At 67.7% G+C, this 20,501-nt stretch carries 15 protein-coding genes and 1 rRNA gene; 6 read left to right on the top strand and 10 right to left on the bottom strand.

Going from position 1 to position 20,501, the window contains the following annotated elements:
• Positions 1-73: 73 nt before the first annotated feature.
• The 4 genes from AC06E9_RS17915 to glyQ form a co-directional block, all read right to left on the bottom strand.
• Complete coding sequence (locus tag AC06E9_RS17915; RefSeq protein ID WP_478056545.1) at positions 74-3,919, bottom strand: translocation/assembly module TamB domain-containing protein; 3,846 nt, start codon at positions 3,917-3,919, stop codon at positions 74-76.
• Positions 3,916-5,721, bottom strand: coding sequence for an autotransporter assembly complex protein TamA (locus AC06E9_RS17910; RefSeq protein WP_121041000.1), 1,806 nt, complete (start codon positions 5,719-5,721; stop codon positions 3,916-3,918). The genes AC06E9_RS17915 and AC06E9_RS17910 overlap by 4 nt, the downstream gene beginning before the upstream one ends.
• A 254-nt stretch (positions 5,722-5,975) precedes the next feature.
• Positions 5,976-8,072, bottom strand: a complete 2,097-nt coding sequence (glyS, locus tag AC06E9_RS17905; protein ID WP_478056544.1) for a glycine--tRNA ligase subunit beta — start codon at positions 8,070-8,072, stop codon at positions 5,976-5,978.
• Positions 8,069-8,980, bottom strand: a complete 912-nt coding sequence (gene glyQ, locus AC06E9_RS17900; protein WP_346473013.1) for a glycine--tRNA ligase subunit alpha — start codon at positions 8,978-8,980, stop codon at positions 8,069-8,071. Before glyQ ends, glyS begins: the two co-directional genes overlap by 4 nt.
• 81 nt (positions 8,981-9,061) lie before the next feature.
• Here glyQ and AC06E9_RS17895 point away from each other — a divergent pair, with 81 nt between their 5' ends.
• The 3 genes from AC06E9_RS17895 to AC06E9_RS17885 all read left to right on the top strand — a co-directional run bounded on the left by AC06E9_RS17895 (position 9,062) and on the right by AC06E9_RS17885 (position 12,628).
• Complete coding sequence (locus AC06E9_RS17895; protein ID WP_282260590.1) at positions 9,062-10,900, top strand: GspE/PulE family protein; 1,839 nt, start codon at positions 9,062-9,064, stop codon at positions 10,898-10,900.
• Positions 10,872-11,591 (top strand): glutamine amidotransferase, encoded by a 720-nt coding sequence (locus tag AC06E9_RS17890; protein ID WP_121041006.1) that lies wholly within the window; start codon positions 10,872-10,874, stop codon positions 11,589-11,591. The genes AC06E9_RS17895 and AC06E9_RS17890 overlap by 29 nt, the downstream gene beginning before the upstream one ends.
• 137 nt (positions 11,592-11,728) lie before the next feature.
• Positions 11,729-12,628: a BPSS1780 family membrane protein gene (locus tag AC06E9_RS17885; RefSeq protein WP_070470085.1), complete on the top strand. Its 900-nt coding sequence runs from the start codon at positions 11,729-11,731 to the stop codon at positions 12,626-12,628.
• A gap of 43 nt (positions 12,629-12,671) precedes the next feature.
• Here the strand turns inward: AC06E9_RS17885 and tatC are convergent, their stop codons facing one another.
• From tatC to AC06E9_RS17865, 4 genes are all read right to left on the bottom strand, one after another.
• A complete protein-coding gene (gene tatC, locus AC06E9_RS17880; RefSeq protein WP_102788725.1) occupies positions 12,672-13,421 on the bottom strand; it encodes a twin-arginine translocase subunit TatC in 750 nt (249 codons plus the stop codon).
• On the bottom strand, positions 13,418-13,960 hold the full coding sequence (gene tatB / locus AC06E9_RS17875) for a Sec-independent protein translocase protein TatB (protein WP_478056543.1): 543 nt from the start codon (positions 13,958-13,960) through the stop codon (positions 13,418-13,420). The genes tatC and tatB overlap by 4 nt, the downstream gene beginning before the upstream one ends.
• A gap of 15 nt (positions 13,961-13,975) precedes the next feature.
• Positions 13,976-14,203 (bottom strand): Sec-independent protein translocase subunit TatA, encoded by a 228-nt coding sequence (tatA, locus tag AC06E9_RS17870; RefSeq protein ID WP_019185586.1) that lies wholly within the window; start codon positions 14,201-14,203, stop codon positions 13,976-13,978.
• A gap of 73 nt (positions 14,204-14,276) precedes the next feature.
• On the bottom strand, positions 14,277-15,173 hold the full coding sequence (locus AC06E9_RS17865; protein ID WP_121041012.1) for a lipid-binding SYLF domain-containing protein: 897 nt from the start codon (positions 15,171-15,173) through the stop codon (positions 14,277-14,279).
• A 187-nt stretch (positions 15,174-15,360) separates the two neighbouring features.
• Between AC06E9_RS17865 and hemH the strand changes: the two genes are divergently transcribed.
• The 3 genes from hemH to AC06E9_RS17850 all read left to right on the top strand — a co-directional run bounded on the left by hemH (position 15,361) and on the right by AC06E9_RS17850 (position 19,269).
• The gene (gene hemH / locus AC06E9_RS17860) at positions 15,361-16,323 is read left to right on the top strand and encodes a ferrochelatase (RefSeq protein WP_478056542.1); all 963 of its coding nucleotides are present in this window, start codon (positions 15,361-15,363) and stop codon (positions 16,321-16,323) included.
• The gene (locus AC06E9_RS17855) at positions 16,320-17,168 is read left to right on the top strand and encodes an alpha/beta fold hydrolase (RefSeq protein WP_478056541.1); all 849 of its coding nucleotides are present in this window, start codon (positions 16,320-16,322) and stop codon (positions 17,166-17,168) included. The genes hemH and AC06E9_RS17855 overlap by 4 nt, the downstream gene beginning before the upstream one ends.
• 364 nt (positions 17,169-17,532) lie before the next feature.
• Positions 17,533-19,269 (top strand): methyl-accepting chemotaxis protein, encoded by a 1,737-nt coding sequence (locus AC06E9_RS17850; RefSeq protein WP_478056540.1) that lies wholly within the window; start codon positions 17,533-17,535, stop codon positions 19,267-19,269.
• Between the two features lie 6 nt (positions 19,270-19,275).
• On the opposite strand, the gene AC06E9_RS17845 is transcribed toward AC06E9_RS17850, so the two are convergent.
• Complete coding sequence (locus tag AC06E9_RS17845) at positions 19,276-20,232, bottom strand: D-2-hydroxyacid dehydrogenase family protein (RefSeq protein WP_478056539.1); 957 nt, start codon at positions 20,230-20,232, stop codon at positions 19,276-19,278.
• A 193-nt stretch (positions 20,233-20,425) separates the two neighbouring features.
• Positions 20,426-20,501: ribosomal RNA gene (gene rrf, locus AC06E9_RS17840) — 5S ribosomal RNA — on the bottom strand; the annotation flags it as partial.

Below are 20,501 nucleotides of genomic sequence, written 5' to 3'. Positions count from 1 at the left end.
CCGAGACCTTAGCCACTGAGGCCCGGCAGGGCAACGGCCGATGGTCAGGGGCGCCTGGACCGTCCGCCGTGGCTTACTTCTCCCGCCGCCAGTTCAGCGACCCACGGTTCTCCACCGTGCTCGACTCGAGCTCCACATCGAAGCCACGGCGCAGCAGGTACTTCAGCGTCAGCACCGAGCCACTGCCGACCAGCGAGACGCCGTAGCCGATGTACAGCTTGGGCGAGATGTACTTGCCGAAGCCGATCACCGAGCCACCCAGCGCGCGCGACTGGCTCACGCCGGCGTCGTCCAGGCCGAGCTTGGCGCCCAGCTGCGAGGCGAGCAGGCCGCTGCCGGCCGACAGCGCCGCCGAGGCCGCGTTGACCTGCTGGGCCTGGTCGCTGCTGGCACCGGTGAGGCTGCGTCCCAGCACCAGATAGGCCAGTGCTTCGGACTGCGACATCGCCGGTTCCGACCACACATCCACACGTGGCGACTGCGCCCGCCCGGTCACGTCGATGCCGGCGGTGACATCGCCGACGGCGCGCTGGGCACGGATGTTGATGCGCGGATCGGAGACCGCGTTGTAGTTCCAGTTCAAGTTGCCGCGGGTGATGGTCAGGTCCTGGTCGTAGGCCTTGTAGCGCCCACTGACTTCCAGCCCGCCGTTGGCGGTCATCTCACGCCCGGGGCGTGCCCACACCTGCATCTTGCCGGTCAGCGCCCCCTTCAGGCCGAACCCGGCCATCTTGACCTTGTCGCCCAGGCTCACGGTCAGGTCCATGTCCAGCGGCGAGCTGGGGCCCTCTTCCGGATCGACCGGATCCAGCACCACCACGTCTTCGGAGACCGAGGTACCACGGTCCAGGCGCTCCAGGTCCAGATCCGCTTCAGGCACGTGCACGGTCCCGCGCAGCTGCATCGCGCTGCCGGCCAGGGTGAAGTCCAGGTTCGGGTTGGCGATCACGCGCAGCTCGCTGGTGTTGGCCAGCAGCACGTTTTCGCCGTGGATATGCAGCTGCAGTGGCTGTGCATCGCCGAACCACGACAGCCCGCCATCCACGTACAGCGTGCCTTTGCCGGAGTTGGCCTGCGCGCTGATCTTGGCCGAGCCATCCGGCTGCGCGGTGAAGCTGCCCTTGCCTTCGGCAAAGGTCAGGCCGAGCGCGGGGAACTCGCCGTTGAACTTGCTCAGCGTCGCCTCACCGCCCAACGACGGCGTACCACGCGTGCCGCGCAGACTGACGTGACCTTCGATCAGGCCGGTCGGGCGCACGATGTCGGGCGAGAACAGTTCCAGCCAGTACAGCCGCGCGATGTTCATGTACAGCTCGCCGGTCAGCGGCGCGTTGGCATCCCAGCCGGTCTGCACCTTGGCATCGACGAAGCCGTCACCCTGGAAACCGACACCGAGCTTGGCGTTGATCTGCTGCGGGGTCATCTCCAGGTTCACCGAGAACTGGTCATAGCGCACCAGCTCACCACGCGCGTTGTCGCCCAGGCGTACCCCGCCTTCGCGCGAGGTGACCGAAGCGCTGCCTTCCCACGCGTTGCCGCGCGGCCGGATGCGCCCATCCAGATTCACTTCACCGCGCAGGAAGATGCGGCGTCCGGACTGCGGTGGCAGCCACGGCTGCACCAGCGCCAGCGGCAGCGCATCGCCGCGCACCAGCAGGCCTTCGCGGGGCCAGTTCGCACTGGCGCACAGCGCGCCGCCCGTGGCGGCACCCAGGCACGCATCGCTCAGGGTGAAGTTAGTGCCCTGCACGCTGAAGGTGGCCGGCGCGCGCAGGCTCCAGGCATCGCCCTTGACCGGTGCGATACGCAGCGCGGTCAGATCACCGCGCCAGGCCTGGCCCTGCTGGCGCACGCCGCCTTCCAGCGCGACAGCACCCAGCTCGTTTTTCGTCTGTGCATCCAGGCGCAGATGGGAGAGGCTGCCGCGGGCATTCACGTTGAGCGTGTCCAGCAGCATGCCGACCTGGATCTTGCTGCCCTGCACCGCCAGCGTGCCGCTGTCGCCCTGCCACGGCAGGCGCCCCTGGATGCTGATCGCCTCGGCGCTCCAGTCGTCCCAGCGCAGGCCACTGCCGACCAGATCGGCGGTGATGTCCGGCGCGGTACGCGCGCCCTTGATCAGCACATGGCCGCGCAGGCTGCCGCTGCTGTTGGGCAGCAGGTCGTCCAACTGCACCGGCTCCAGCTGCGCATCGATATCCAGGCGATCGCCCACCGAGCCCTTGGCGGTCAGGCGACTGTTGCCCAGCGCCAGCTTGAGGTTGCCCTCGCCCTGTTCGCCGCGCAGCGCGAACTTGCCCTGTGCATCCAGCGCACGCTTGCGCAGCGTGCCCTTGATGCCTGGCACATCGACGGTGGCTTCGTAGCTGCCGGCGGTACCGGCCGGACTGCCGGCCGGCGGCGGCAACTGGCGCCCCTTCGATGCGAACGAGCCGGACAGCTTGCCGTCCCAGCCCGGTGCGAAGTAGCCCGGATCGAAGCCGGCCAGTTTGGCGGCCACGTCCCAATCCAGCTGCGGGGCCCAGGCCACCTGGCCGGTGACATCCAGCGAACCGCCCGGGGTGCTGGCCTGGAGCTGCTTGATCACGGCGGCCTGGTCATTGCCGCGCACGTCGAACTGCAGATCGGCGACCTGTTTCTCGCGTTCCACCGAGGCACGGCCAACCGCCGCCCACGCCTTCAGCGTGCCGGCCAGGCCCATGCGCGCTTCTTTCAGCGTCACCGGCACCGGCGCAGCGGCGCCCGGGGTGGTGGTATCGGCGGCGGGCACGAAGGTGAGGTCGTTGGCGACGATGGAGAAGCGCAGGCTCGCGTTTTCCTTGTCGGTGAAATCGGCGATGCCCTCCAGCCGCGCCTGGCCACCAAAACCCTTCACCTGCAGCGGCGAGACGGTCAGCACCTGGTCGGCCAGCCCGACCTTGGAGGGCGCCAGTTCCACCGCGATGTCGCCCTGCTTGAAGCTGCCCTGCAGATTGGCCTGGCCACCCTTGCCATCGGCCTGCACATCCAGCGCCATCGGCGTGCTGGTGCTCGCGTCCATGCCCGGCACCAGCAGCGCCAGGTCCAGTTCCTTGCTGCGCGCAGCGAGTTTCCACACCGGGTCGGTGCGGCCATCGAACACCAGGCTGGCCTGCAGCGGCGCCGGTGCATTGCCGGCGATCGCCACTTCCATATGGCCCAGGTCGCCGCGGGCCACCAGGCCCAGCCGCGCCGGGGTGCGCCCGCGCGGCGCCGGCATCAGCGCGCCGATGGTGATATCGGTGTCGTAATCGCTGCGTGGCAGGTACCGGCCATCCACGCGGAAATCGCCCATGTCGCTGTCGACCTTCAGCTGGGTCGCGCGGAATTCGCCATTGGCGATTTCCACGCCACCGCGCACCTTGGCGATGTCGATCAGCGGCTGCTGCGCCTGGGTGATCCGGAAGCCATCGATGATGATGGTGTCGGCCTGGATCGCCAGCGGCATTTCAATCTGCGGCAGCGAGTCCGGCCACGACGGCAGCTCGAACGGTTCATCACTCTTGGCCAGGTTCAGCGTGGCGTTCTTGATCTGCAGCGCATCGAGCTGCAGCTTGCGCCCCAGCAGCGGCCGGATGTCCGGATCCAGGTAGGCGCGTTCGGCGGTGAAATGGATGTCGTCGTAACGGAAGTCCAGGTCGTGCAGCACCAGCGGCCCGGCGACCGGGCCATCCACCTTGCTCCAGGTGAGCGAGGCGCCGACCGGCAACCGCGCGACCACCTGGGCCAGCAGCACATCACGGCCGGCCACGGTCTGCAGCAGCCAGTACACCAGCAGCAGGGCCAGCAGCACCAGGCCGAGCACGGTGAAGCCCGACCACGCCCAGAAGCGGCGCTTGCGGTAGAAACGCACGCGCGGCGGCGGCGGGGTGGCAGGTGCGGACGGCGTCGGCGTACTCACAGGTCCGCTCCGATGTTCAGGTACAGCTGGAACTGCGAATCCGGGTTGTTCAGGCCATGCGCGATATCCACGCGCACCGGGCCCACCGGCGATTTCCAGCGCACGCCGAAGCCCACGCCGGTATGCAGATCGATCGTATTGTCGAACGCGCTGCCGGTGTCGACGAACACCGCCGCACCCCACGGCCCGCCCTTGAAGTAATGCTCATACTCGGCCGAGCCGACCACCAGGTTCTTCGCGCCGAGCGCGTATTTGTCCGGTGGTGCAGTACGCGGGCCGACTTCGCGGAAGGCATAGCCGCGGATGCTGCGGTCGCCACCGGCGAAGAAGCGCAGGCTCGGCGGCATCGCGACCAGATCGCTGGTCCAGGTGGTGCCACCTTCGCCGCGCAGGATCAGGCGGTCGCTGTCGCCGATCGGCACATACCAGCGCAGCACCATGTTGGCCTGCACGAAGCTGGTGTCCGAGCCGGCACCTTCGACGCCGCCACGCAGCGTTGCACTGCCGCTGATGCCGCGGCGCGGGAACATCTCATCATCCACGTTGACGTAGTCGGCCACCAGCTGCGGGTAGACCAGCGTGGAGGTGTTATAGACCGCATCGGTGAACTCGGTGCCCGAGGCATACCGCCAGCGCTCACGCAGGGCGTTGATCGAGGCGATCGCGGTCCAGTTCTCGTTGATCTCGCCACTGCGGCTGGCCGAGAGTTTGAAGTTGCGCAGGTCGATGTAATCGGTCTGCTCGTCATAGGCGCTGGCGGTGAACGCATACCAGCCGTCGAGCCAGGCAAAGCCCGGGATGCGGTAGCTGGTGACCAGGCTCTTGCGCTTCTGCGCATAGTCGAGCTGGGTGTTCATCTTGTGGCCGCGGCTGTTGAGGAAGCGCCGCTCCAGGCCACCGCGCACACCGGCGCCGCTCTCACTGCCGTAGCTCAGGCCGGCGGTATAGATCGTGCGCTTGGCGCGGGTCAGGTTGACGTCCACCGGCACATCGCCGTTGTCATCGGCCTGGTCCGGGCGCGGCTGGATGTCGATCACGCTGAAGTAATCGAGCTTGGTCAGCGATTCGCGCAGGCGGTCCAGTTTGCCTTCGTGGAAGTAACTGCCTTCGTCCCAGTACACCAGCGGGTCGAACAGCTTGTCGACGAAGTAATCCTGATGGAAGCGGATCTCGCCCATGTTGTAGCGGCGGCCACTGTCCCAGGTCAGATCGACGTCGGCCGCGTTCTCGGCGCGGGTGATCTGCACCTGGCGCTGGGTGAAGTCGGCATCGAAATACCCGCGCTCGGCCAGGCGCCGGGTCACCCGGATCTTGCTGGCTTCGTACTCGGTGTGCTCGAACCGCTGGCCTTTGCGCGGCTTGAAGTTCTCCAGGTCTTCCTGGAGGTACTGGTCCAGCTGGGCCGGGCCGGTGATGTCGATGTGCTCGCGGCGGACCAGGGTCGGCGGTCCCTTCTCGACCTGGATCACCACGCGCAGGTTCTCGCCTTCGCGCGGGCTTTCCACGGTGATGGTCGGGTTGTAATACCCGAACGGCTCCAGCGCCTCACGGGTCTGGCGCTCGGCCTGCGACAGCAGATACTCCAGCCGGGACTCGCCCTGCGGCTTGCCGATGGTGTCGTACAGGGACAGCGAGACCTCGATGTTCTCGATCATCTCGGCATCGTCGCCCTTGTCCAATCCTTTGATGTCCACTTTCTCGATGGTCCCCCGTGCATGTGCCACCGAGGCGGTGGCAAGGGACAGGAACATCAGCGGAAGGGCGAATTTCGTTGGCTGCATGGCGACAGCATAACGGGCCATCGCGAGCATGCGAAATCGGCGTGGCCGTTTCAGAACGGCGGTGAAGAAGCCGTTAAATTCCGCGAGAAAGTCGTCAGCGTCGTGTCGGCCCTGATCGATGACAGCACGGTGTCGGACAGAACCGTCCGCGACGCCCCATGACGCACCCAGCGCGAACGAAGCGCTGCACGCGCCACGCCTGAAAACGCAGAAGGCGCGAACCGCCGAAGCCGTCGCGCCTTCTGGTGAGCCTCGAGGCGTCCTGCCCCGCAGCGTCAGTTGGACAGGTGTTCGATCGCCGCCACGCTGCCCAGGCGGTCGCCCAGGCGCTTGAGCAGGGCCAGTCGATTGGCCCGCAGCGCGGGATCCTCGGCATTGACCATTACCGCATCGAAGAACGCGTCCACCTGCGGGCGCAGGCGCGCCAACCGGTTCAACACGCTCACGTAGTCCTTCTGGTGCAGGCTGGCGTTGCTGTCATCGATGGCCGCTTCCACCGCTTCGGCCAGTTCGCTTTCGGCCGGCTCGGCCAGCAGCGCCGGGTCGATCATCCCCGGGATCTCGCCCTCCGCCTTGCGCAGGATGTTGCGGATGCGCTTGTTGGCCGCGGCCAGCGCCTCGGCTTCGGGCAGCGCAGCGAAGGTGCCGATGGCATCGATGCGGCGGTCGAAATCGTACAGCGAGGCCGGCTTCAACTCGGCGACCGCGTTGAAGTGCGTGGCCGGCACGCCCTTGTCGGCGTAGTAGCCGCGCAGGCGGTCGATGATGAAGTCGTACAGCTCCTGCGGCAGCGCCTCGGTCTTGCGTTCGGCACTGGGCTGCACGCCTGCCGGCAGGCCGGCGGTGGCGGTACCGATCAGCGCGCGCAGATCCAGGTCGAACCCGCTTTCGATCACCGTACGGGCAAGGCCCAGCGCGTTGCGGCGCAGCGCGAACGGATCCTTGTTGCCGGTCGGCTTCAGGCCTGCGGCGAAGCCACCGGCCAGCGTATCCAGACGCTCGGCGATGGCCAGCACCTTGCCCAGCGGCGACAGCGCGATGTCATCCCCACCGAAGCGCGGCTGGTAGGCCTCGTCGATGGCCAGCGCGACCTCGGGCGACTCCCCGCCGACCACGGCGTAATGCCGGCCGGCAATGCCCTGCAGCTCCGGGAACTCGTTGACCATGCGCGACTGCAGGTCGTTCTTGGCCAGCACCGCAGCACGCTTGGCCAGCACCGGGTCCACGCCCACCTGCGGCGCGATGGCCTCGGCGAGGGCGGCCACACGGGCGACCTTGTCGGCCACCGAGCCCAGCTTGGCCTGGTAGGTGACGGTCTTCAGGCCGTCGCCCATCGCTTCCAGACCCTGCTTCAGATCTTCGTCGAAGAAGAACTTGGCATCGGAGAAGCGCGGACGGATCACGCGCTCGTAGCCCTTGGCTACTTCGGCCACGTCTTTGGATTCAATGTTGGCGATGCCGATGAACTTCTCGGTCAGCTTGCCGCCGGCATCGAGCACCGGGAAGAACTTCTGGTTGATCTCCATCGTCTCGATCAGCGCTTCCTGCGGCACCGCCAGGAACTCGCGCTCGAAACTGCACAGCACCGGCGCCGGCCATTCGACCAGGTTGACCACCTGTTCCAGGTTGTCCGGGGTGATGCGCGCCTGGCCACCGGCCTGCGCGGCCGCCGCGTTGACCTGCTCGACGATGCGGGTACGGCGCGCGTCGGCGTCGACCAGCACATAGGCGGCCTGCAGCGAGGCGACGTAGTCCTCCGGCGCGCTCAGCCACACGGTCTTGTCATGCATGAAGCGATGCCCGCGGCTCATGCGGTCGGCCTTCAGGCCCAGCACCTCGGCCTCGATGATGTCCGGGCCGTGCAACAGCACCAGCCAATGCACCGGGCGGGCGAAGCCGTAGGTGTGGCTGCCCCAGCGCATCGGCTTGGGGATCGGCATCGCGGCGATCGCCTCGCGCAGGATCTCCGGCAGCAGCGTCGCGGTACGCGCGCCCGGCGTGGTGGAGCGGTGCACGAAGCGCTCGCCCTTGGCATCGCTGGTGCGCTCCAGCGCGGTCCAGTCGATCCCGGCCTTGGCCGCGAAACCCTGCAGCGCCTTGGTCGGCTGACCCTCGGCGTCAAGCGCGATGTTCAGGTACGGGCCCAGCACTTCGCTGTGCTGTTCCGGCTGTTCCAACGCCACGCCGGGCAGCAGCACCGCCAGGCGGCGCGGCGTCGACAGTGGCTTGGCATCGCCCCGTTCGATGGCCACGCCCCGCTTGCTCAGGCCGTCCACGACGCCATCGAAGAAGGCCTGGGCCAGGCCCGGCAGCGCCTTGACCGGCAGTTCTTCGGTACCCAGTTCAATCAGCAGCGGCTGCATCGTGCTCATGCCTGCACCTCCTTGGCGGCCACCGCTTCCAGGCGCTTGGCCTCGTACAGCTTGGCCACGGCCTGGGCCAGCGCGCGCACGCGCAGGATGTAGCGCTGGCGCTCGGTCACGCTGATCGCGCGGCGCGCATCCAGCAGGTTGAACGCATGGCTGGCCTTGCAGACCTGCTCATACGCGGGCAGCGGCAGGCCGACATCGACCAGCGTCTGCGCTTCTTTTTCGCAGGCATCGAAGCGATGGAACATTTCGTCCACGTCGGCGTATTCGAAGTTGTAGGTGCTCTGCTCGATCTCGTTCTGCAGGTACACATCGCCGTAGGTGACCGGGGTGCCATCCGGACCGTAGGTCCAGATCAGGTCATAGACGTTGTCGCAGTTCTGCAGATACATGCACAGGCGCTCCAGACCATAGGTGATCTCGCCGAGTACCGGCTTGCACTCCAGGCCGCCGGCCTGCTGGAAATAGGTGAACTGGGTGACTTCCATCCCGTTCAACCACACTTCCCAGCCCAGGCCCCAGGCGCCCAGCGTCGGCGATTCCCAGTTGTCCTCGACGAAGCGCAGGTCATGCACCAGCGGATCGATGCCCAGCGCCTTGAGCGAATCCAGATACAGCTGCTGGATGTTGTCCGGGCTCGGCTTCATCGCCACCTGGTACTGGTAGTAGCGCTGCAGGCGGTTGGGGTTCTCGCCGTAGCGGCCGTCGGTCGGGCGGCGCGAGGGCTGCACGTACGCGGCATTCCAGCTTTCCGGACCGATCGAGCGCAGGAACGTGGCCGGGTGGAAGGTGCCCGCACCGACCTCCAGGTCCAGCGGCTGGATCAGCACGCAGCCCTGCTGCGCCCAATACTGGTTGAGGGTCTGGATCAGGCCCTGGAAAGTGATCGGAACGTTCGGGATCGCGGACATGCGGCGGATTCTTGCCTGCAGAAGGGGTGCGCTAGTATAGCGACCGACCGCACGGGCCTTCCGTGCCTGGGGAAATGGAGGATGGATCCACGCCTGCCTGCGGCGTCTGCCAGCGTCCCTGCGGGGGGCGTCTCCCTGCCGGACGGCCGCCTGGATTTCGACCAGGTCGCCGCCGCCCTGGTCGCCGATGGCCTGGTCGCCGCCGCCGATCTGGAGCGCATCCGCTTCTCCGCCCCGGGCGCACGCAACGCCAGCGAGGTCCATCCGCTGGTGCTGCTGGCCAACCTGAAGCTGGGCGCCAACGGCGGCGGTGAGCTCGGTCTGGAGCGCCTGAGCGAATGGCTGGCCCAGCGCGCGGGTGTGCGCTACCTGCGGGTGGACCCGACCCGGGTCGACGTCTCGGCGGTCACCGCCCTGGTGTCCCACGCCTATGCCCGCCGCCACCGCTTCCTGCCGCTGGCGGTGGACAGCGAGCGCGTGCTGGTCGCCACCAGCGAGCCGCTGGCCCAGGAATGGCTGCGCGACCTGCAGCACCTGAGCCGCCGCCGGATCGAGCTGGCGATGGTCAACCCGCTGGATCTGCACCGCTACACCATGGAGTTCTACGGGGTGACGCGCTCGGTGCGCGGCGCCCGTGGCGATGTCCGCGGCGAGACCAGCAGCACCCTGCCCAGCTTCGAGCAGTTGGTGGAACTGGGCCGCGCTGGCGACGTCAACGCCGACGACCAGCACATCGTGCACATCGTGGATTGGCTGCTGCAGTACGCCTACGAGCAGCGCGCCTCGGACATCCATCTGGAGCCGCGCCGCGACATGGGGCGCATGCGCTTCCGCATCGATGGCGTGCTGCACAAGGTGTTCGAGGTGCCGCCGGCGGTGATGACCGCCGTGGTCAGCCGGATCAAGGTGCTGGGCCGGATGGACCTGGCCGAGCGCCGGCGTCCGCAGGACGGCCGCATCAAGACCCGTTCGCCAGGCGGGCGCGAAGTGGAAATGCGCCTGTCGACCATGCCCACCGCATTCGGCGAAAAGTGTGTGATGCGCATCTTCGACCCGGATGCCGCGTTCAAGAGCATCGACCAGCTCGGCTTCAGCCCGCAGGAGGCGGCCGGCTGGACCGCCCTGGTCGAGCGCCCGCACGGCATCGTGCTGGTGACCGGGCCCACCGGCTCGGGCAAGACCACCACGCTGTATTCCACGCTGAAGCGGCTGGCCACGCCGGAGGTGAACGTCTGCACGGTGGAAGACCCGATCGAAATGATCGCGCCGGAATTCAACCAGATGCAGGTGCAGACCAACATCGACCTGGATTTCGCCAGCGGCGTGCGCACCCTGCTGCGGCAGGACCCGGACATCATCATGATCGGCGAGATCCGCGACCTGGAAACCGCGCAGATGGCGGTCCAGGCCTCGCTCACCGGCCACCTGGTGCTGTCCACCCTGCATACCAACGATGCGCCCTCGGCGATCACCCGCCTGCTCGACCTGGGGGTGCCGCATTACCTGCTCGCCTCCACCCTCAACGGGGTGCTGGCCCAGCGCCTGGTGCGCACCCTGTGCACCCACTGCAAAGTGCCCACGGCGCTCTCGGCCGAGCAATGGGCGGTGCTGACTGATGCCGATGCGGCATTACCTGAGGCGCCCACGCCATATGCACCGGTCGGCTGCATCGACTGCCGGCGCACCGGTTTCCTCGGTCGCGTGGGCCTGTATGAGTTGCTGCCATTGGGTTCCAGCCTGCGCCGGCACATCCGCGCGGACATGGATCTGGCCGCCTTCAACCGTGTCGCACGTGCTGAAGGGGTACGAACCCTGCGCCGCGCGGGGCTTGAAAAGGTAGCGGCAGGGCTGACTACAATCGAGGAAGTCCTCTCGGTCCTGCCTCCCCCGGATGAATTCCGCCCCGTTCCTGATTCTTGAAACCGGCCAACCCGTCGCCTCGCTGCGCCGCTACGGGCGGTTTTCGCACTGGATCCGGGTCGCGGCCGGGCTGGATGCCGACGAGACCGTGGTGGTCGATGTCGAACATGGCGGCACCCTGCCCAGCCACCGCGATTTTGCCGGCGTGATCGTCAGCGGTTCGGCCGCCTACGTCACCGACCGCGCCGAGTGGAGTGAACGCAGCGCACAGTGGCTGCGCGAAGCCGCCCACGACGACCGCCCGGTGTTCGGTATCTGCTACGGCCACCAGCTGCTCGCCCACGCGCTGGGCGGCGAAGTCGCCTACAACCCGGCCGGGCGCGAGTCCGGCACGATCGAGCTGGCGCTGGATCCTTCCGCAGTCGACGATCCGCTGTTCGGCGGCCTGCCGGCCCGCTTCCCGGCCCACGCCACCCACCTGCAGACGGTGCTTCGCGCGCCCGAGGGCGCGGCGATCCTGGCACGCTCGGCGCAGGACAACTGCCACGCCTTCCGCTGGGGCGCACACGCCTGGGGCGTGCAGTTCCATCCGGAGTTCGCCACCCACCACATGCGCGGCTACGTCCGCGCCCGCGCCGAGTGCATCCGCCAGCACGGTGGTTGCGCGCGCAGTGTCGCCCGCGACGTCAGCGCCGCGCCGCTGGCCCGCCAGCTGCTGCGCCGTTTCGTCCGCCAGGCACGCAACGCCTGAGCCCCGCGCGGGGGACGTTATCCGGGCGCAACGCAGCGTCCGCGCCGCGCCGGGCGGCCTTCAGGTCACGCGCCGGGAAAACAGGGATAATCGACCGCAATCGGGCGTTCGCGCCTTCTCCCCTGTCCCGGAATGTTATGAGCGAGATTCGCAAGCTGCCGGCCTCCGCCGGCGCGGAATGGCTGGTGTCGGGTTTCACCCTGCTGCGCAAGGCGCCGCTGGCGCTGGGCCTGCTCGGCGTGATCTGGGCCGTGGCCGCGTTGCTGGTGATGTCGCTGGCGATGGTCAGCCCGGCGCTGAGCACGCTGGCGCAGCTGTTGATGGCACTGGCCGGCCCGCTGTTCTTCGGCGGCCTGGTGTGGGCCGTGCGCGAAGTCGACCAAGGTCGTGTCGCGCAGCCGTCGCACCTGCTGCAGGGCCTGCATGAAGGCCGCGCCTTGAACCTGCTCGCCTCGCTGCTGCCGCAGCTGGTGGCCGGCCTGTTCCTGGGCGTGTTGTTGCTGGTGCTGATCGGCAGCAGTGGCCTGCAGCACTTGAGCGAGGTGATGGTGCAGCTCAACGCGATCAGCCAGTCCGGCGCGCAGCCGGACCCGGCGCAGATCGAAGAATTGATGGCAAGCCTGCCGGCGATGCGCATCCTGCTCTGGCTGGCACTGGTGGTGGTGACCTTCCTGGCGATGGCGCTGGCGCTGTTCACCCTGCCGCCGCAGGTGATGTTCGAGCACCGCAACGGCCTGCAGGCGATGCGCCTGAGCCTGCGCGCCTGCCTGCACAACGTGCTGGCGATGCTGGTGTTCTTCCTGCTCGCCTTCGTGGCGGTCTTTGCGATCTATTTCGGCGTGATGCTGGTCGCGCTGATCGCACAGTTGATCGGTGGCACGATGCTCGCGCTGTTCGTTGCGCAGCTCCTGCTGATGGGCGTGGTGATGCCGGTCTTCGCCGGTGCCATCTACACGGCGTGGAAGCAGATGTTCGGCCAGCAGGGGCCGCAGACCCCGCCGCCGATGCCGGGCCCGAACAACGTGTTCGCGGCCTGATCCAGACAAAACCCCGGCCTTGGCCGGGGTTTTTGTTTGTGCCTTACTCCGGCTGCTCTTTCCCGCCCGGGCGTGGCACCAGCCAGCGCGCGGCGTGGATGCCCAGTTCGTAGAGCAGGCACATCGGAATGGCCAGCATCAGCTGCGAAACCACGTCCGGCGGCGTCAGCACCGCGGCCAGCACGAAGATGCCGACGATCGCGTAGCCGCGACCTTCCTTGAACTGCTGCGGCGTGATCCAGCCGAGCAGCACCAGGATCACCATCGCCACCGGCAGCTCGAAGCTGGTGCCGAAGGCGAAGAAGATCGCCAGCACGAAATCCAGGTACGCCGTCGCATCCGGTGTGATCGCAATCACCTCCGGGCGGAACGTGGTGAGGAAGTGGAACACCGCCGGCAACACCAGGAAATACGCGAACGCGCAGCCCAGATAGAACAGCAGCACCGACGAGGCCAGCAACGGCACCGCCAGGCGCTTTTCGCGGGCATACAGGCCCGGCGCCACGAACGACCACAGCTGGAACAGCAGCCACGGCACGGCGATGAACACCGCCACGAAGAAGGTCAGTTTCAACGGCGCGAAGAAGGCGCCCGCCGGGTTGGTCGCGATCATCGTCTGCCCGTTCGGCAGCTGCGAGATCAGCGGTTCGGCGATCATCGTGTAGATCTGCCGCGAGAACGGCATCAGGCCCAGCAACACCACGCCCAGGCCGATCAACGCGCGCACCAGGCGTGCACGCAGCTCGATCAGGTGTTCGACCAGCGAACTCTCGTTGCTTTCATGCTCGCTCATCGCGGTGCCTCGTGGTTCGGCGGCGTGGGCACAGGCGTAAGCGGTGCGGTGTCAGTCGACGGCGGCAGGGCCGCCGGCGGATCTGCACGCGGTGCGCTGCCATCGATGCCCGGCGGCGCCATCGCATCGCGCGGCGGCTCGGCCTCCTCGGGGGCCACCACATGCTGGGCCACGCTGGCCGGGGAACCCGGTGCGGGGCCGGTCATCACCGGCTCGTCCTCGGCAGCCGCGGCGACGTCATCGCCGTGCCGCGCCACGTCCTGGCGCATCTGCTCGGCTTCGCGGCGCACCGCTTCGCCACTGGCGCGCAGCTGCGACTCGGTATCGCGCATCGAGGTTTTCACATCGTCGAACTGCCGCTTGATCTCTTCGGCATGCAGCTCGCGTTCGAGCTCCTGCTTCACCGAATCCCACTGGTTGCGCGCGCGGCGCACCCACAGCCCGGCGAAGCGGGCTGCCTTGGGCAGCCGCTCGGGGCCGAGGACGACCAAGGCCACCACCGCGATGACCAGCAGTTCACTGAAACCGATATCGAACACGCCAAGCCGCCCGGATCAGCGCGGGTCGCGGTCGTGCTCGGTCTGCGACGTCGTCGTCGAGTCCTGCGGACGCGAACTGTCGCTGAGCTGCGCGTTCGGCTTGTCCTCGTCGCGCATGCCCTTCTTGAATTCCTTGACGGCGCTGCCAAGGTCCTTGGCGCCGCTGGTCAGTTTCTTGGTGCCGAACACCAGCAGAACGATGACCAGCACGACCAACCAATGCCAGATGCTGAAACTGCCCATGACTCGCTCGTTACGTAGTGATCAGACGGTTGAGCATAGCGCACCGGCGGTAAGCCGGCGCGCGTGACAAAAGTCAGTTGCCGTCCAGCGATTCGGTACGGACTTCACCGTCGCCGACCGGCTGGAAGCCCTGCTGCGGGGCCGGTTGCGCCGGCACGGACTGCAACGGGGCGGTGGTCGCGCCAGCGGCGGCCGGGGCCGGCGCCTGTTCAGGTCGAACCGGCACGGCAGCGGCGCGCGGGGCGGGGGCCGGTGCAGGCGCGCTGCCTGCGGTGCCGCGCTTCTCGCGGGCGGTGTAGGTGGCTTCTTCCAGGCGATCACGGAAGGCGACCACGTCCACCGACGGCGGCTCGCCGACACGGCCTTCAAAGACCATGCGCGGCGTGGTGTTGCTGCCGTAGGCATCTAGGTTGGCGGCATCGTCGATCTGCAGCACGGCGCCATCCAGTGCCACACCGGCGAACAGCCCGCGAGCGCGCGACCAGGACCAGATTTCGGCCTTCAGCTGGCCATCTGTGGCGGCGGCAGCGTTGCGGCCGACCGGACCGGCGGCGACGCCGGCATCGGCGCCCAGGGTGAACTTGCCGTTGACGAGATTGTCCAGGCTGCGATCGTTGCGGAATACCAGCACGACATCGGAAGACTGCACACCGGCCTGGAAGCCGATGCTGCCGCCGGTGAGCTTCACGAACACCGGGTTGGACCAGCTGCCATCCGGCGTCTTGACGGACATCAAGCCGTGGCCGCGACGGCCGCCGATCACCAGACCGGCCTTGATCGTGTCGGGAATGACAATGACCGCGCGACCTTCGTCGAGCAGCTTGTCGGGAATCCCCTGCTCGGGGATGTCCTGGATTTCATTCAGGACGCGCACGGCATTGCGGGCGCGCTGGTCCTCCTGTGGCCCGGCCATGGCCTGGGTCGACAGCAGGCTGGCGGAGATCAGCAGAACAAGGCTGAGGCGGCGCATGGGTGGGCTCCAGAAAGTCGATTCATACAAGATAGCGGCAGGTACGACCGGGGTCGATACGCTTCTCGACGTTAGAAGGCCGGCGATGAAGCGGCAATGAGTATTCCGGGCTATCGATATGCCTGCCAGATCGCGTTCATCATCCAAATCCATCCCGCCAATCGCGCAGACCTGCGAGAATGGCGGCATGCTCGACGCACCCGACACCGCCGTGCTGGCGGTCAATCTAGGCACGCCCGAGACGCCAACCGCCCCGGCGGTGCGTCGCTACCTGGCTGAGTTCCTCAGCGACCCGCGCGTGGTCGCGATTCCGCCGTTGTTCTGGAAACCCTTGCTGTTCGGGCTGATCCTGCCATTGCGCAGTGGTCGCTCGGCCGCCAAGTACGCCCAGGTCTGGCTGCCGGAGGGCTCCCCGCTGATGGTCTACACGCGCCGGCTGGCCGAGGCCATGCAGGACCTGATGCCCGACCTGCGGGTGCGCCATGCGATGCGCTATGGCGCCCCGGCGCTGCCGGCCGAGCTGGACCGGCTGGCCGCCGAAGGCATGAAACGGATCGTGGTACTGCCGTTGTATCCGCAGTATTCGACCACCACCACCGCCTCGATCGAGGACCAGGTGCGCGAGTGGCAGCCGAAACATCCCGGCGTCACCGTGACCCTGGTGCGCGATTACGCGGTCGACCCGGACTGGGTCGCCGCCGTCGCCGGCAGCATCCGCCAGTGGTGGGAACAGCACGGCCGTGGCGAGAAGCTGGTGTTCTCCTTCCACGGTATTCCGCAGCGCCTGGCCGACGCCGGCGATCCGTATCCGCAGCGCTGCGAAGCCAGCGCCCACGCGATCGCCCAAGCGCTGGAGCTGGCCGACGATGCCTGGCAGCTGACCTACCAATCGCGTTTCGGCCGTGAGAAATGGCTGCAGCCCTATGCCGAACCCACCCTGTGGGCGATGGCCGAGAAGGGCGTGCGCAGCATGGACGTGGTCTGCCCCGGCTTTGCCACCGACTGCCTGGAAACCCTGGAAGAGGTGGCGATGGGCTTTACCGAGACCGTTGCCGAGCGCGGCGCGACAATGCGCTACATCCCCTGCCTCAACGACGCGCAGGCGCATGCACTGGCGCTGTCGCGGCTGAGCATCGCGGCGCTGGCATGACGCTGCAGCCGTTCTCGCTGCCGGTTGCCGGCAGCACCGTGGCCGGCCTGCGGTCGGCTGAGACCGGCGGCACGCGTGTTCTGGCGCTGCATGGCTGGCTCGACAACGCCGCCAGCTTCGAACCGTTGGCGGCGCAGCTGCCGGCGCTGGCGCTGGTGGCGATCGATCTGCCCGGCCACGGCCACAGCGCGCACCTGCCGCCCGGCACGCAATACAACACGCCCGGTGCGATCTGCCACGTGCTCGACGTCGCCGATGCGCTGGGCTGGGACCGCTTCGTGCTGCTCGGCCACTCGATGGGCGCCGGCATTGCCAGCCTTACCGCGGCGGCCGCACCCGAACGCGTCGAGCGCCTGATCGCGATCGAGGCCCTCGGCGGCCTGCGGGGCCCGGAGAATGAAACCGCACAGCGCCTGCGTGAGCATGTGCGTGCCGCGCGGGCGCTGCCCACCCGCAAACTGCGCGTGTTCCCTGATCTGGCCGCGCCGATCCGCGCCCGCATGATGGCCAACCAGCTCAGCGAGCGGTGTGCGCGCCTGCTGGTCGAACGCGGCGTCAAGCCTGTTGAAGGGGGTTTCAGCTGGTGCAGCGATCAGCGCCTGATGCTGCCCACCGCGATGCGCCTGAGCGAAGCACAGATCGACGACCTGCTCACCGCGATCGAATGCCCGACCCAGGTGATCTACGCCACGCCAGCGCAGTCGTATTACCCGGAGCCGTTGCGCAGCCAGCGCATCTCGCTGCTGCGCGAAGGCCGCTTGGCCGTGTTCCCGGGCACGCATCATCTGCACATGGAGCATCCCCAGGTGGTGGCCGAGGTGATCCAGGGCTTCCTCGCCGGGTAAGCCCTGCACGGTGCGACACACGGTCGCACTCAACTTATCCCGGCAGCGACCGATACCGATGATGCAGGCCGATCTTCATTGGCCGCACTGTCGTCGCTTGCTCCGCCGTTGCGAAGCCGCGCATCACCCAGGCTTCCAGGGAACGTCGTCGCAATGCCGGATTGGCCGTGCCATCGCCCACAGGACCGGGCCATGCCGGCGGTGATTGCCACCGCCGACGCGGCGTTTTCCGCTGCGTGCTCTCTGCGCGCCTCCCTGCTTCTTTCCGCTGCCGCACCCACCGCTTCGCCGGTGACGGGTGTGGCATCCGCCTGCGCGCGATCACGCCGCGGGCTTTCCGCTTTCTGATGATTCTGGAGCCGCCATGACCGCCATTCCCGATGCCTCGTCCCGCCCGCCCGATCTGCTGCCCACGCGCATGTCCGGGCCGTCCGCTGACGCGGCCTGTCTGGTCACCGCAGGGGTACTGCTCGCCGCCGCCGTGATCGCTGCGATCGGGCAGCGGCAACCCTGGGCGCTGGTTCCCGTCGCGATCGCAGCCGCACTGTTGGGCCTGCTCGCGCTGCGTGTGCGGCAGCAGGGCAATGCACTGCGGCAGGCACAGACGCGGGCGCTCTCGCTGGCCGCGGAGGCAGCACGCGCGCAGGCGCGTGATCGCGTCGAACACACGCACGACGCCCAGGTCCGGCAGGCGCTGGATGTCTCCCGCACCGCAATGATGATCGCCGACAACGACCACGTGATCCGCTACGTGAACCAGTCGGTGGTGACCCTGCTGCGCAACCAGCAGGCCAGCCTGCGTGAGGCCTTCCCCGACTTCGATGCCGAGCGCCTGGTCGGCAGCAGCATTCACCGTTTCCATGCGAATCCGGACCGCATCCGCGCCATCCTCAATACGTTGATGGCCACCCATCACGGGCGTGTGCGGATCGGCCCGGTGCATTTCGCCCAGGTTGTCACGCCGGTATTCGATGCGAAGGGCCAGCGCCAGGGCTTCGCGGTGGAATGGCATGACCGTACCCACGAACTGCTGCTGGAACACGCCGTGGCCGATATCGTCGAGGCGGCCAGCAAGGGCGATCTTGATCGCCGGCTGCAGGCCACGGACGGAGGCGCGAGCTTCCTCAACGGCCTGACCGGCGGCATCAACCAGCTGCTGGACAGCGTGGGTGGCACGGTCGGTGAGATCCGCCGGGTGCTCTCGGCGCTGGCCGATGGCGATCTGGACCAGCGCATGCGGGGCGATTTCCACGGGTCGTTCCAGGCCATGCAGCGCGATGCCAATGCGACGGCGGAGCAACTGACCGCGATGGTCGAACGGATCAAGCAGTGCACCGGCTCGATTTCGCTGGCCGCCAGTGAGATCGCCAGTGGCAACGATGATCTGTCCGAGCGTACCGAACGCCAGGCTGCCCATCTGGAGGAAACCGCCGCCTCGATGGAGGAGCTGACCTCCACCGTGCGCCAGAACGCCGAACACGCGCGCCAGGCCAGTGCGTTGGCGCACGGCGCGCATGATGTCGCCACCCGCGGCAGCCAGGTGGTGAGCGAGGTCGTGACCACCATGGACGCCATCCAGACCGCCTCTCACCGCATCGGCGACATCACGCGGGTGATCGACGGGATCGCCTTCCAGACCAATATTCTTGCCCTCAACGCCGCCGTGGAAGCAGCACGCGCAGGCGAGCAGGGCCGCGGCTTCGCGGTGGTTGCCAGCGAGGTACGGAGCCTGGCACAACGGTCGGCCGAGGCAGCCAAGGAGATCAAGGGGCTGATCGATGCCTCTGTAGTGCAGGTCACCGACGGCGCGCGCCTGGTCCAGGACGCCGGGCAGACCATGGGCGAGATCGTGAGCAGCGTGGCCGGTGTCAGCGGCATCATGGCCGAGATCTCTTCGGCCTCGCAGGAGCAGGCTGCCGGCATCGATCAGGTCAACCGGACGGTGGCGCAGATGGACGATGCCACCCAGCAGAATGCGGCGTTGGTCGAAGAGGCGAGTGCAGCCGCACGGCTGTTGGAAGCGCAGGCTGCCGACCTGACCCAGGCAGTCGCCGTGTTCCGTCATCAGGAACAGGCGTACCGTCCCGCCGCGGTGGCCTGATCGGCGTCAGTCCAGCACGCGTCTCGGCGCGCCCTGCAGCCAGGCGGCGATGTTCTCGACCGCCTGGCCGAAATAATCCCGGCAATTGCGCGCGGTGACATAACCCAGGTGCGGCGTCGCCAGTACGTTGGGCAATGTGCGCAGCGGGTGCCTGGCCGGGAGGGGCTCGATGTCGAAGACATCCAGCCCGGCGCCAGCGAAGCGTTTCTGCGCCAGTGCCTCGATCAGCGCGTGTTGATCGATCAGGCCGGCACGTGCGGTGTTGATCAGGTAGCCGTGTGCCGGCAGGCAGGCCAGCGTGGCCGCATCAACGATGCCCCGCGTGCGCTCACCCAGCACCAGGTGCAGCGAGACCACATCACTGTCAGCGAACAGTGCCTGCTTGGACGCCGCCAAGTGCACGCCCGCGGCCTGCGCACGGGCGGCATCCAGGTTCGGACTCCACGCACTGACCTGCATCCCGAATGCCTGGCCGATCCGCGCCACGCGCTGCCCGATCTTGCCCAATCCCAGCAGCCCCAGCCGGGCACCATGCAGGTCCCGGCCGAGCGTCTGCTGCCACGGCCCGTCGCTGCGCAACGCGTTGGCCTCAGGCACCAGGTGCCGCATCACCCCCAGGATCAGCGCCCAGGTCAGTTCCACGGCCGGTTCGGGATGGCTGTCGGTTCCGCACACGACCACGCCCCGCGCCTTCGCGGCGGCGACGTCGATTGCGGCGTTGCGCATGCCGCTGGTAACCAGCAGACGCAGGCATGGGAGCGTGGCCAGCAGCTCGGCGGTGATCGGCGTGCGCTCACGCATCACCACCACTATGTCGGCGTCCTGCAGTGCGGCCACCAGCGCATCGCCCGTGTGGGATGTCGTCAGCGTACGTATCTGCACCGCATCGCCGAGCCGGTGCCAATCGGCGGACGATGTCGCCACGCCTTGGTAGTCGTCGAGAATCACGCAGTTCAGCGGCATGGGGGCGTCCTTCATCAGCAGCCATGACGATACGCCCGCGCGGCGGCGCGCTCTACAGACAGGTACGACCGCTGCCGGCGTGCCGTGCCCGCGTTGTGGGCAGGCGCTGTGGCCAAGCTGCCCCCGGGCAGGCACGGAATCGCAGACAAAAAGAAAACCCCGCTGCGTGAGCAGCGGGGTTTTCGGGTAAAAACCCTGGCGATGACCTACTCTCGCATGGCTTAGGCCACACTACCATCGGCGCAGCTGCGTTTCACTTCCGAGTTCGA

This window comes from Stenotrophomonas sp. Steno-Z10-BAI, assembly GCF_056393115.1.
The sequence above is the reverse complement of the archived record's forward strand: the minus strand, read 5'-3'. Positions and strand labels throughout refer to the sequence as shown.